Annotated in this window: 11 protein-coding genes; 4 read left to right on the plus strand and 7 right to left on the minus strand. The window is 63.1% G+C overall.

Features of this window, described 5'->3' with window-relative positions:
• Positions 1-74: 74 nt before the first annotated feature.
• From ABSG20_RS15930 to ABSG20_RS15960, 7 genes are all read right to left on the minus strand, one after another.
• Positions 75-506 carry a Zn-ribbon domain-containing OB-fold protein gene (locus ABSG20_RS15930; protein WP_423865469.1) on the minus strand — a complete coding sequence of 144 codons (432 nt, stop codon included), beginning with the start codon at positions 504-506 and terminating at the stop codon, positions 75-77.
• Positions 503-1,696, minus strand: coding sequence for a thiolase family protein (locus tag ABSG20_RS15935; RefSeq protein ID WP_423865470.1), 1,194 nt, complete (start codon positions 1,694-1,696; stop codon positions 503-505). The genes ABSG20_RS15930 and ABSG20_RS15935 overlap by 4 nt, the downstream gene beginning before the upstream one ends.
• A gap of 19 nt (positions 1,697-1,715) precedes the next feature.
• Complete coding sequence (locus tag ABSG20_RS15940; protein WP_423865471.1) at positions 1,716-3,863, minus strand: acetate--CoA ligase family protein; 2,148 nt, start codon at positions 3,861-3,863, stop codon at positions 1,716-1,718.
• Positions 3,864-3,931: 68 nt separating this feature from the next.
• Positions 3,932-5,134 carry a CaiB/BaiF CoA transferase family protein gene (locus ABSG20_RS15945; RefSeq protein ID WP_423865472.1) on the minus strand — a complete coding sequence of 401 codons (1,203 nt, stop codon included), beginning with the start codon at positions 5,132-5,134 and terminating at the stop codon, positions 3,932-3,934.
• 11 nt (positions 5,135-5,145) lie between these two features.
• Positions 5,146-7,380 (minus strand): acyl-CoA dehydrogenase family protein, encoded by a 2,235-nt coding sequence (locus tag ABSG20_RS15950; protein ID WP_423865473.1) that lies wholly within the window; start codon positions 7,378-7,380, stop codon positions 5,146-5,148.
• Positions 7,380-8,189: an enoyl-CoA hydratase/isomerase family protein gene (locus tag ABSG20_RS15955; protein ID WP_423865474.1), complete on the minus strand. Its 810-nt coding sequence runs from the start codon at positions 8,187-8,189 to the stop codon at positions 7,380-7,382. Before ABSG20_RS15955 ends, ABSG20_RS15950 begins: the two co-directional genes overlap by 1 nt.
• An 80-nt stretch (positions 8,190-8,269) precedes the next feature.
• The gene (locus ABSG20_RS15960; protein ID WP_423865475.1) at positions 8,270-9,031 is read right to left on the minus strand and encodes a FadR/GntR family transcriptional regulator; all 762 of its coding nucleotides are present in this window, start codon (positions 9,029-9,031) and stop codon (positions 8,270-8,272) included.
• Positions 9,032-9,208: 177 nt separating this feature from the next.
• Here ABSG20_RS15960 and ABSG20_RS15965 point away from each other — a divergent pair, with 177 nt between their 5' ends.
• The 4 genes from ABSG20_RS15965 (at position 9,209) to ABSG20_RS15980 (ending at position 13,227) form a co-directional block, all read left to right on the plus strand.
• Complete coding sequence (locus ABSG20_RS15965) at positions 9,209-10,348, plus strand: acyl-CoA dehydrogenase family protein (protein ID WP_423865476.1); 1,140 nt, start codon at positions 9,209-9,211, stop codon at positions 10,346-10,348.
• A 20-nt stretch (positions 10,349-10,368) separates the two neighbouring features.
• Positions 10,369-11,598 (plus strand): ABC transporter substrate-binding protein, encoded by a 1,230-nt coding sequence (locus ABSG20_RS15970; protein ID WP_423865479.1) that lies wholly within the window; start codon positions 10,369-10,371, stop codon positions 11,596-11,598.
• Positions 11,599-12,033: 435 nt separating this feature from the next.
• Entirely contained in the window at positions 12,034-12,732 is a 699-nt protein-coding gene (locus ABSG20_RS15975; RefSeq protein ID WP_423865477.1) for a LuxR C-terminal-related transcriptional regulator, read from the plus strand.
• Between the two features lie 186 nt (positions 12,733-12,918).
• Entirely contained in the window at positions 12,919-13,227 is a 309-nt protein-coding gene (locus ABSG20_RS15980; RefSeq protein ID WP_423865478.1) for a hypothetical protein, read from the plus strand.
• The last annotated feature ends 154 nt before the right edge of the window (positions 13,228-13,381 follow it).

The raw sequence follows: 13,381 nt of genomic DNA on the forward strand, positions 1-13,381 counted from the left end.
CCCCCGACCCCTCCCCACCGCTTCGCGGGGGGAGGGGAGAAAAAGATCCGATTCAATAGTTTTGACGGCTGGCCTTAGGCTGGCAACTCAGGACAACGACGCGCTGCGAATAGTGGTCCGTCGCGGTAGTTGAGGACGATGATCTCAACGGCCATATCAAGTTTCGGCTCGACGGTGGCCAACACCCGCGTCGCGATCCGCAATCCCTCATCGAGGTCGACGATGCCGACCCGATAGGGAATCTCATGCTCAAATATAGCCGGCGCGGCATGTACCATTGTCTGCGAATAAAGCTTGCCACGACCGCGGAGCGGGGTCCAGACGATTCGAGCTGACCAGCAGTGCGGGCAGAACGGTTTTGGGGGAAAGCTGAGCCGACCGCATTCCTCGCACCGCGTGGTCTCAAACCGCCCGTTGCCGAGCCCTTGCCAGAACCGCTGCGTGAATTCCGTCAGGCGCGGCGGAAAGGCCCTGACGCGATCGATCGGCTGCATCGCAAGCGTCATCGCACACCTTCCAGCACGTGGATCATCGCCGCGTTGTAATTGCCGAGCTCGGCGCTGCTGACGGCAAGCCTGGCATTGGCGACCTGGCGTCGGCCGGCGCGACCGGTCAGCTGCTCCCAGACTTCGAAGAAACCATAAAACGGCGTGACGTGTGCGGGATGGCCGCGCGACTGCAGGCCGCCCGAGGTGCAAATCGGAATCCGGCCGCCCAGCGAGGTTGCGCCCTCCGCGCAAAGACGCCCGCCCTGCCCGCGCGGCACCAGGCCCAGCGCCTCGCTCGCCAGTACCTCGATGATGGTGCAGGGTGCATAGAGCTCGGCAAGGTCGATATCGGACGCCGTAACGCCGGCCTCCAGATAGGCCGCCTGCCCTGCCCTTTGAGCGGACACAAGCGCAATCATGTCGTTTGGCACTTCATTGATCTGGTGCGCGCCTTCGTGAAAAAAGCCGCTTCCCCGCACCCGGACGTAAGGCCTGCCCGACGCCTTGGCGACATCTTCATCGACCAGCACGATGCAGGCGGCACCATCCCCGCGCGGCGGCACTTCGTAAAGCCCGAGCGGTTCCACGATCGGCTTCTGCGCCAGCACATCCTCGAGGCTGATCGGTTCGCGAAACTGCGCGATCGGGTTGAGCGAGGCGTGGCGCCGGTTCTTCACCGCGACGGTCGCGAGTTCTTCCCGGGAGGATTTGAATTCGTGGATGTAGCGCGCGGCATCCATGGCGTACCAGGAGATCGGCGTGAATCCGAACGGCGCGTGGAAATCGACGTCGCCGGTCGCGCGCATCGAATTCATCATGTGCTCGACGGCGGGTATGGCCGATTCCCAATTGATGCCAAGCGCCAGCGCGACCCGCGACCGTCCCAACCGGATGTCATTGGCCGCCGCTTCGAACGCCAGCGCCGCGGTCATGCCGTTGCCGAGGATCTCCTGCACCGAACCCGTGCAGGGCAGCCGCAGATAATTCGCCATGAAGGTCGCGAAATACTTCTGCTGGGTGTAGGGGCGCGGCTGCGCAAATGCGAGCGATGAAACCTCGCTCTTGTCGATGCCGGCATCCGCCACCGCCTCGATCACGATTTTTGCCAGAACTTCATGTTCCAGCACCTGCAGCGCCGCGTCGCGCGGTTGCTGCCATTTGGCGACCGGCAGCACCGCGGCGCCCAGAATGGCGACATCTCTTGTCATCGCATTTCCCCGCTGGACATCATGAGCGGCACACGATCAGGGCATCCGCGGCCACGACGCCATGCGCTGACGCAATGACCGGATTGACATCGATCTGATCGATCACGTCGCTCAGATCGTGGGCGAGCTCGGACAGCCGGCAGATGGTGTCGGCCAGCCGATCGAGGTCGACGCCCGGCCTGCCGCGAAATCCCGTGAGCAGCGCGTAACCCCTAAGCGATGCCAGCATGCTGCGTGCGGCTTCGTCCGTTACAGGCACGAGCCGAACCGCGGCATCGGCAATCAATTCGACCATGACACCGCCAAGTCCGACGGCGAGCAGCGGGCCAAACTGGCGATCGTTCTTGACCCCGAGCACCATCTCGAGACCTGACGGTACCATCTGTTGCACGCTGATGCCGTCGATCCGCGCCTGCGGCGCATGGCGCAGGCAGGATTGCAGGATCTCTTCGGCAGCTCTGTGAGCTTGCTGCGGAGTGGACACGGCAAGCCTTACGCCTCCGGCCTCGGTCTTATGAAGAATATCGGGCGAAACGATCTTGACCGCCAGCGGACCGCCAATCCGGCCTGCCGCCAGCGCTGCGCCTTCCGCGTCGCGGGCCAGGATTTCCTCAGGCGTTGCGATTCCATAGCAGGCCAATATCCGCTTCGAATCCGTTTCCGACAAAGCCGGACCCCGGCCCTTCCCGGCGATGATAATACGCGCCGCCTGCTCGGCTGATCGATCGGATCGCCGTGATTCGGCGGGGCGTTCATCGCGGCATTCGTGCCAGTCGAGCCAGGCCCGCAGGGTCGCAAAGCAGCGATCCGCCGAGCGGAACATGCACACTCTTGGATCGGCGTCGAGCAGTTCGCTGCCCGGTCCCTGATACCATTCATTCATCCAGACCACGGCGAGTGGCCGGTCTGACCGCGCCGCCGCCGCCACGATGGTCGGCGCGCGGGCGCCGCTCGACGAGGCGTGCGCAAAGATCATCGGCAGCACCAGCGCACTGAAGCCGGCATCGCTCAGGAACGCATCGAGGCAAACTCCGAACGTCTCGGACGATTTAAGCACCTCCGCGGTGACGTCGGATGGATTGGCGACCGAACCGAAATCCGGAACGACTTCGCGCAAGACGCGGTCGGTCTCGGCTTCAAGTGGGGGAAGCGGCACGCCATGGGCTTCCGCCTTGTCGGCGCAGATCACGGCGGCGCCGCCGGAAGTCGAGAGAATGCCGACGCCTCTGCCCCGCGAAGGAGGTTTTGTCCTTGCCATGAAAGCGGCGGTCTCCAGCACCGCCTCGAGATTGTCGAGCGCGATCGCGCCGGCCTCTGCAATGGCGGTGCGATAGGCAACAATCGAGCCGACCATGGTGCCGGTGTGCGACATGGCCGCCTTGCTGCTGGTCTCGCTGTTGCCGGTCTTGTAGACGATCAGCGCCTTTCCGGCACCGCGTGCCTTGCGCGCGGCGGCAAGGAAACGTCCGCCGTCGTTCACCCCTTCCAGCAGGCAAATGATCGATTTCGTCGCCTCATCTTCGGCGAGATAGGAAATGAAATCGCAGACATCGACGTCGCAGGAATTGCCTGCTGCGAGATAGTGCGAGAACCCGATGCCGCGCTGCATGCCCTGCAGCACGGTGTAGCCCAGCGCACCGCTCTGCGAGACGATGCCGATCGGGCCGCGCCGGTGTCCCATGCCGGCGTAGTCCGGCATGAAATTCAATCCGGCGCCTGAACGCGTGTTGGCAAGCCCCACGCAATTCGGCCCGACCACGCGAACGCCGGTACGCTGCGCAAGCCGCTGCAGGCGTTGCTGGGCTTCGATGCGGTCGGGCTTTGCGGTCTCGGCGAAGCCCGAGGCATAGATGATGACGCCGCCCGCTTTGACGGCGGCCGCGCTCTCGATCATGTCCTCGACCATCGGTCGCGCCACGCAGAGCACAACGCAATCCGGACTTTCCGGCATGTCGATGAGCGAGGGCACACAGGGCCGGCCGAGCAGGTCGGGGTATTTCGGATTGATCGCGTACACCTTGCCGGTAAAAGCGGACATGTTGGAGAGCGTCCGCTCACCAAACGAGCCGCGCGTCTCCGACGCGCCGACGATGGCGACGACCGCGGGATCGATCAGGCGGCGAAGATCGTCGCGGTGATACAGCGCTCGCGCTGTTGTGGGGATCATTGGTGTTCAATCTCGATGATGTGTGTTTCCGGACGGGATGAGGACGGAGAGCGTGGAAACGACCGGTTTCATGGATTCGCTCGTCGTGGCTTTCCGAAAGCGCCGGCATCGACGAGTTCGCCGACCGCGTCAGGAGACAGACCGAGCAGCCGCGAGAGGATTTCGTCCCGGTGCGCGCCGAGCGCGGGCACCTCGCGCTGCATCGCGGTTTGTGCGCCCGACATTTTCCACGGCGCATTGACGCCGACAAACTCGCCCGCCGCGTCGGCTATTTTCGAAAACGCGCCTCTCTGCAGGAGGTGCGGATCGGTCAGCGCCGCGCCGGGGTCGCGATATCTGGCACAGGGAACGCCGGCGCGGTCGAGCGCGGCAATGCATTCGCTCACGGGGTGGCGCTCCGTCCATTTCTCGATGACATGCATCATCGCGCTCCAGTTCGCACCACGTGACGGCACGGTGACAAAACGCGGGTCGTTGGCCAGTTCGACCTGTCCAGTCACCTCGCAAAGGGCAGTGAAATTGCGCGCCGTGATCGGCGCGATCAGGATGTCGCCGTCCTGCGCCCGAAGCGGACCATAGGTCGGTCGCGGCGACTGGATCGGAAATTGCGCCTCCTGTAACTCGTAGACCAAAAGGTTCAGCATGCAATCCATCAGTGCGACATCGATACGCTGGCCTTGGCCGGTCCGCGCCCGCTGGACCAGCGCGGTCTGGATCGCGGAGTAGCCGAAGATTCCGCCCAGTATGTCAGCGACGAAGACGGCTCCCGCCGCCGGCCTGTTGCTGTCACCGGCATAGCGCATCAGCGTACGATCGAAGCCGCTCTCGGCATGAACAATCATGGCGTAGGCCGCGCGCTCGGCGGCCGGTCCGGACTGGCCGTAGCCGGAGATCGAGCAATAAATCAGCCTGGGATTGATCGCGCGCAACGCCTCGTAACCGAGCCCGAGGCGATCCATCACGCCCGGGCGAAAATTCTCCACGACAATATCGGCCTGCTCGACCAGAAGATGCACGAGCTTGATCGCCTCACGGCTTTTCAGGTCGAGCGCAAGACTGCGCTTTCCCGCGTTGAGCTGACCGAAATAGGCGCTGTGGCCCTCGCGCAAGGGCGTGCGCAGCCGCATGTCATCGCCTTCCGGCGGCTCGATCTTGATGACGTCGGCGCCGACGTCGGCCAGCAGCCGGGCGCAATAGGGGCCGGCCAGCATGATCGAAAAATCGAGCACCCGCAGGCCATCGAGCGGCGCCGTGGTCTCCAACTCCTGCATCGCTTTAGCTCCTATCTGGGCAGCCCAAGCCCGCGTTGCGCAATCAGGCTGCGCTGGATTTCGTTGGTCCCGATACTGATGACCCACATCAGGGAATGCCGCAGATTTTGTTCGAACCGGCCATTGTCGAGCGCCCCCGGCATCTGTTCGGAAAGCGCGGCGCGCATGCCGAGAATGTCGAGCGCGGTTTCGCCGAAACGCTCCATCAGTTCGCCGGAGAAGACTTTGCTGATCGCGCCGTATTCCGGCGGCGTGATGCCGTCCGCCGCCAGTTCCGCGCAATGCATCATCAACTGACGGCCGACTTCGATTTCGGACGCGATCGCAGCGATCCTGTCGCGGACAACAGGGTCTTCGCCAAGCGGCGGCGCGTCGCTTCCCCCCGCCATGACGTGCCGGCGCAATTGCTCGAAGGCGTGCGCAACCCTGAGAACGATGCCGCCGCCGACGAGGCCGCGCTCGAAAGCAAGAGCTCCCGTCAGCACTTTCCATCCGCCATTGACCTCGCCGACGATGTTCTCCACGGGAATGCGGACGTCGTCATAGAAGATGTTGGCAAAGGAGCCGTCATACATCGTGGTCGCGGGCCGGATCGTGATGCCCGGCGCATCCATCGGGACAATGAACATGCTGATCCCGGCGTGCGGCGGCTTTGCCTGTGGATCGGTTCGCGCGGCCAGCAACATGTATTTTCCCCACCACGTCGTGGTCCAGATCTTCTGCCCGTTGATGACCCAGGCATCGCCGTCACGCACCGCGCCGGTGCGCAGCGCGGCGAGATCGGAGCCAGCCTGGGGCTCGCTGTAACCCATGCCGTGCATGGCCTCGCCGCGGAGGATTTCAGGCAGGTATTTTCGTTGCTGATCCGGCGTGCCGAACATCATCAGCGCGTTGGCCTGGATGGCCGCGCCGATCCGCGGCGCTTCCCCCCGCTCCATGGTTTCGATGAAGGCCAGCTGCTCTTGCGCCGAGCGCGCCTGGCCGCCGAATTCTTTCGGCCATCCCAGCCCGATCCACCCGGTCTTGCCGATATCCAGCGCAAACCCAGGATCGAACTCGCGCCTGGCGAAAGGCTTCGCATCGAAAGCGGCCTTGCGCTCGCCGGACCAGTTTTCTTCGAGCCACGCCTGCGCCTGTTCGCGCAATTCGTTGCCGGCAGTACCGAGATCATATTGCGGCAGGTCGGCCCCGCCATCATCAAGCAGAAACGAGGCTACGCCGCGCCGCGCGTGCGGCGCGCCGCCGAGCGCAATCGTATCGAGATGCACCCGCTTGAAGTGGCGCGGCGCCTCGTGTTCCTCGGCATAGCCGATGGCGCCGAACGTATGCTGGGTTTCGAGCGCAACGCGCCGCAACGCGCCGCCAGCGAAGGCATTGGCCGCATTGGCAAAATAGCGCCAGCTGGGCTCGCCGCAATCATGCCGATGAGCCGCGTGATCAAGCGTTAGCCGCACCCCTTCCAGCGCGATCAGGCCGTCGGCAAGCTTGTGCTGGATGGCCTGGAACTTGCCGATCGGCTGGCCGAACTGCTGGCGCTCCTTGGCATAGTCGACGGCCAGTTCGAAGGCCCGCCGAGCCGCACCGTAGGCCCGCGCCATGAGCGCGAGCTTGGCTTCGAGCAGGAGATCGTCGGGTACAAAATGTTCCGGCGCGATCAGAATCGCCGGCGCTGCATTCAGCCTGATCTCATAAAGACCGAAAGCACCCATGGCCCGGGTCGGCACGCGTTCGACACCGGATGCGCTGAGTTCGACGACCGCGAGCTTGGATCCTTCGACGGTCACGACAAGGTGCGTACAGCTGCCCGCGGCTTCGACAAAACGGAGTAATCCGCTCGCCCTTCCGCCGGTAATCCGGATCGCGCCCGTATTGGGGTCGGGGTCGAGCGCCCCGAAGGAGAACGCGACACGAACAGCGCCTTCGTGCAATTTCTCGAGCAAGTCGACCGCGGCTTGGTCACGGCAAGTCGAAAGCCCGAGATTGGCGAGGGCGGCCGACCACATCGGCGCCGGGCAGGCGGCGCGGCCGAGCTCGGCCCTCACCACCAGAACCTCGCGAACACCTCCTTCGCTGAAATCGCAGCCAAGCGCAGCCACGCCCTGCCCCACGAGCTTGCCCCAGATCGCCGCAACCTCTTCCGGAACGGCCGCCTGCTCGGTTGCCGCCGCTGCGCTCCAGTGCTCGCCGAGAAACCCGCGGAGCGAGTCCCGGAGCATCTGCCGGATGTCATCGGTCGGGAGTTGCATCAGGTTTTGCTGAATTTCGGCTTGCGCTTTTCCTTAAAGGACATTGTCGCCTCCTTGTGATCGGCGGTGTCGAAGGTCACCTGCTCCAGCGCCATCGCGCCTTCGAGCAACAGGTTTACCCGCTCCTTGACGATCTGGTTGATCGACAGCTTGGTCCAGCGAATAGCCCAGGTCGGACCGTTGGCGAGCTCCACGGCAATTTCGCGAGCCTTGGCCAGCACCTCCGAGCGCGGCACGACATGATTGACGAGTCCGATCCGCTCGGCTTCCTTGCCGCTCAACAGCGTGCCGCGGATCAGGAATTCCTTGGCCTTGTTGATGCCGACGAGCAGCGGCCAGATCACCGTGCCGCCGTCGCCCGCAACCAGACCGACGCGCGAGACATGGGTATCGCCGATGCGGGCGTCTTCCGCCATCACGGTAATGTCGCTCAGCAATGCATGCGTGGCCGCGAGGCCGATGGCGTCGCCGTTGATGGCGGCGATGATCGGCTTGTCGAGTTCGAGCTGACGGTTGACGATGCGCCGGCTGATCATGGGATCATGCACCTCGCCCTCTTCGAGAACATCGCCGCCGGGGCGCTCCGACATCGCCTTGACATCGCCGCCGACGCTGAAATAGTCGCCGGCGCCGGTCAGGACGACGGCGTTGACGGCGTGATCGTCGGCGAGGTCGTCCCAGATCGACCGCAATTCCCGGATCAGCTTCTGGTTGATGGCGTTGCGCGCCTGGGGACGATTGAGGGTCACGGTTGCCACCTTCTCTGCGACCTCGACCTTCAGGCACTCGTATTTTTCATATCTGGACATGCTTTCCTCCATTTTGATTGCTTATCCCTGTCCTCATTGCCATCCTTGGCCTTAAGGCAAAACCGCGCGCGCCGCCGCACTCATCGGGGTACACCCGGTTGCATCTCCGCCAAGGCCACATGAAGCGACATCGCGCCCGGGTCCAGCTCCAGCATCCGCTGGACGGATTCAAGATGACCCCGCATCAGGCGGGTGGCCGCGGCAACGTCGCGCGCCCGCAACGCGGACAAGAACTGCCGCCGCTTTTCGGACAGCCGCGGCGACGAGGCACCGCTTGAAGCAACCTTCGCATAGACGAAGCGCATGTGGATTTCGGTCACCGAATCCATGATCATGGCAATGACCTTGTTGCCGGTCGAAAGCGCCAGCAGCCTGTAGAATTCGCGCGAGCATTCGACCCGGTCAAGCAATCGACCTTCGCCCGTCGCAAGTTCCGTCCGCTCTATATTGGCTTCCAGAGCCCGAAAATCCGACGGCCGCGCGCGTTCGCAGGCCAGGCGAACGGCGAGATCGAGCACCTGGATTCGAGCCTCCGAAAGCTCCCGGAGCGAGATCGTTCCAAGGCTCAGCATGTCCCGCACGACATCGTTCATGCGGCTGGTGTCGCCTTCCCGAATGAAGGCGCCGCCCTTGACGCCCTTCTGCAGGCGCAGAACCCCGGCCATTTCGAGGCTGCGCAGCGCCTCCCGCAGCACGTTGCGACTGACGCCAAGTTGCTGCGCAAGCTCGCGCTCCGGAGGCAGCTTGTCTCCGGGCTTGAGGACGCCGAGCGCCAGCTGCTCCCGAATTCGCTGGCAGATTTCCTCAAACGCCCGCCGGGTGTGAATCGGCCGGAACTTCACCGCCGCCGCCGCCGCGGCGGCCGGAACATCAGGGGCCCGGTCGCGCCGCTGGAGCGGGGCCGGCCGCGGCCGAGGGGGCTTGCGAGGGCTTGACTTGATCGCCATGGGATTCGAGTATAAATGGATCACCCATTCAATGGAAGTACCTTTTTTGGCTTCATTCAGGATCAGCGCTTCATGAGCTTTACCGAAGAGCAGGTTGCCTTCCGTGACACCGTCAGAAAAATGGTGGCCAGACACGTGGCTCCGATCGCCGCGGAAATCGACGAGACCGATCGCTTCCCCCTGGAGATCGTGAAGTTGTTCGGCGAAATGGGGCTGATGCAACTATGGGTGCCCGAACAATATGGCGGTCCGAACGGCAATCTGACGATGACCTGCATCGCCCGCGAGGAAATCTCGAAGGTCTCGCCCGCCTGCGCCTCGATCGCCGGTCTCAATACCATGTTCATCATGCCGCTGCTTCACTTCGGCTCCGAGGAGCAACGGAACAAATACCTGCCGATCATCGCCAAGGGCGGCGTCGTGACGGCGATCGCGATTTCAGAGCCGCAGGCGGGCTCCGACGTCGCGGCGATGAGCACGCGGGCGGTCAAGGACGGCGATGGCTACGTCATCAACGGCCGCAAGCAATGGTGCAGCTACGGCGTGGTTGCCGACTACATCATCTTGATGGCGCGGACCAGCGACGGCCCGGGCGCGGGCGGTATCAGCGCCTTCATCCTCGAGCCGAAGAAGATGCCGGGAGTGAGCTTCGGACGTCACGAGCGCAAGATGGGCTTCCGCGGTGCGCCCAACACACCCATCTTCCTCGACAATGTACGGGTACCGGCGGAGAATCTCGTCGGGGAAGAAGGCAGGGGTTTTCGGGCGTCGATGCGCGCGCTCGACCTCAACCGCCCGACCATCGGCGCCCAGTCCGTCGGATTGGCGCAGGGCGCGCTCGAGGCCAGCATCGCCTATGCCAAGGAACGCAGGCAGTTCAATAAAACCATCTCGGAATTCCAGGGCGTGCAGTTCATGCTGGCGGACATGGCCATCCAGATCGAGGCTGCGCGCGCCCTGGTCTACGAATGCGCTCGGGCAGGTGACGAAGGCGACTGGAAGCGCCTGAACGTCCTCGCCAGCATGGCCAAGTGTTTCGCGAGCGACATGGCCATGAAGGTCACCACCGACGCCGTTCAGATCTTCGGCGGCTACGGCTACACCATGGACTATCCGGTCGAACGCATGATGCGCGACGCCAAACTGACCCAGATCTTCGAGGGAACCAACCAGATCCAGCGCGTCGTCGTCGCCCGCGAACTACTGAAATAACCGGAATGCTCACGCTGAAAATGGAGGAAACGATCTTGACCCTTACGGCGCACCGCATTTGGGGCACGTTGGCCATATCCGCGCTGCTTGCCGCATCTCCCGCATGGGCGCAAAAGGCTTATGGCCCCGGGGCCAGCGATAGCGAGATCAAGCTCGGTCAATCGACGCCGCTCAGCGGCCCCGCATCCGCTTTCGGGGCCGGTGCCGGACGCGCCGTCGTCGGCTATTTCGAAATGCTGAACGCACAGGGGGGAATCAACGGCCGGAAGATCAACTTCACCCAACTCGACAACGCCTACAGCGCCCCCAAGGCGGTCGAGCAATCACGCAAGCTGGTCGAGGATGTCGGTGTACTCGCCGAGGTCGGCACCATCGGAACCGTGCCGAACGTCGCCATCCAGAAATACCTGAATTCCAAACAGGTGCCGCAGCTGTTCATCACCGCGGGAGGACGCCGGTTCAACGATCCGAAAACCTTCCCGTGGACCGTGCCGCTTTACCCCGATTTTGAAACAGAAGGGGCTGTCATCGCCAAGTACATCCTGCAAACCCATCCGGACGCCAAGATCGGCCTGTTGTACCAGAATGACGACTTTGGAAAGGATTATGTCAGGGGGTTGCGCGCCGGTCTTGGGGTGAAGGCCGCGCAGATAATCGCCGAGGCATCCTATGAGCTTTCCGATCCGACAATCGATTCGCAAATCGTTCAGCTCAAGGCGGCGGGCGTCGACACGCTGATCGAGCAGTCCTCCGCCAAGGCCACGGCGCAGACGATCCGCAAGGTTCACGAGCTCAATTGGAACCCGCTCCATGTCATCGGCGGCTCGGCAGCGTCGGTCGAAACTGTCCTGAAACCTGCGGGTCTGGAAGCATCAAAGGGACTGGTCACGACCCAGTTTCTCAAGCAGCCGGGCGACCCGGCGTGGGCCAATGACGAAGAGATAAAGGCGTACAAGGAGTTTCTGAATAAGTACGCGCCTTCAGCCAATCCGGACGACTATTCCGTGCTGGTGGCCTACATGAATGTGAATGGCGTTACGCTCGCCTTGAAGAAATGCGGAGACCAGCTGACGCGCGAGAATCTCGTCCGGCAGGCGACGTCACTGCATGGTGAACGGCTGCCGCTGATGCTCCCCGGCATCTCGATCAATACGAAACCGGACGATTATACGCCATTCAAGACGCTGCGGATCGCGGTTTTCGACGGTACCAGCTGGACGCTGTCTGGCGATCCGTTGTCAGCCCAATGAGGCCTGATTACGCGGCCTGACATCGGTCGTTGCAACCAGCTGCGCAGCTGCATCCGAGTGAATGCAGGCATTAAATAAAACCCCGGCGCGGAATGTCGCAGGCTTCGACGCATCGTATCGCCATACCGGCTATCAGGGATTGCCTGGCTTCCTGCCGGCCTGCCGGTCGCGTGCCGCTTCGAGCCATAAGATCAATGATTTCAATCAATTTTCGGCATGGTCCGGGATCTTGCTGGCATGCTCTCACCGGGATGAATGGAAGCGCTCGCCTTCAGGTTGACTGCCTGAGACGCCGTTTCCGTATTTGCCGCGCATCGTGTATAGTAGCAAGGATTTTGCCTCACGCGGCGGTCTCGTCGACGACCAAGGCCCGGGCGTGATTGCACGAGGTGGCAGGTGAGGCGTCCGTAATTTTTTCAGACGGAGCGCATGAATATGACAAAAGGCCATTGCGCGGATTATTGGGCTGCCAATCAGATCGAGGTGCAGCTTCCTCTGCGGATTGAGATCATTTCCGACATCCGCTTCACGCGCGAGAGTCTGTCGGAACTGCTGCCACGCGACGGCGTGCTGTCAATCCTGGGCAGTTTCGCCGGGCTGGAGGAAGCCTTGGTCACGCTTCGGCAGCGCCAGCCGCAGATTGTCATGATCGATGAAGCTTTGCCCGGAGGGCGCGCCGCGATCGGTCAGATTCGAGCCGAGGCGCCGGAAGTTCTGGTTGTGGTGATGGCGGTTACCGAGACCGCGGAAAAAATCGTCACCTGGGCCGAGCTCGGCGCTGCGGGCTATATTCCAAAGACGGCCGCGCTTGCCGATATCGCTCCAGCCCTCCTGAACATCGCAGGGGGTAGACAGGCCTGCACGGAAAACGTCGCCGCCGGTTTGATGCGACGCCTGTCGATGGTCGGCCCGGCCGCCGGCAAAACGCGCAAGCCCATGCCGGCGCTGCTGACCACCCGCGAGCGGCAGATCGCGCAACTGGTCGCCAGCGGCTTGAGCAACAAGGATATCGCCCGCCATCTCAACATCGGTCTTGCCACCACCAAGACCCACGTTCATCATTTGCTTGCAAAGCTCAACCTCGAGCGGCGCGGGCAGGCCGCGAGCTGGCTGAACGATCACGGCAACCTCTAATCGATCCCGCGCAGGAGCTGCACCGGCCGCCTCGGTTGACAGGCCGGTGAAGCCGGCGCTTTCCACCTTTTCTCCGCATTAGGATGGGTAGCCCCTTGCGATAGACGCGCGCAAACTGGCGGATAATCCCTCAAGCGGGGTTCGCACGTGCCGGCGATCCGAACCGCGACAGTTGCATTAGCGCCGATGTTTCGCGATCTCATTGTCGAGTCGATCGCGTCTCGCCGCCCGCTCGATGTGATCGCGGAATTCGATGACAGCAGTGGAATAGAGGCGCAGCTGCGCGCCGCGGCGCCAGAACTCGTGCTGCTCGAGCTTCGCCCCGATCAGGACGATGGCGCCGCGCTCGCGCTGGCCCAGATCGTGCCGCAGGCGATGTTGATCGCATTTTCTGACGGAGCCCGCAACGCGTTCGTGTTTCGCGGGCGCACGCGGCGCGCCACGCTCATCGATTTTTCTGCGCAGGCTCTAATCCAGACGATCGACGATGGCTAGCCGTCGGAGGATTTAAACCTCTGGCGTTGAGGACGACGTCCGGCGCTCCACCCAATTGTGCATCCTTCGATGGATGGATTGCGAGGAGGATAACGACTTAGGCTGGCAGCCGCGCATCGACCGGGCCGGACTTCAGGAGGACACAGGCATGGGC

The sequence above is a fragment of the Bradyrhizobium sp. genome (assembly GCF_049512235.1).
GTDB lineage: Bacteria > Pseudomonadota > Alphaproteobacteria > Rhizobiales > Xanthobacteraceae > Bradyrhizobium.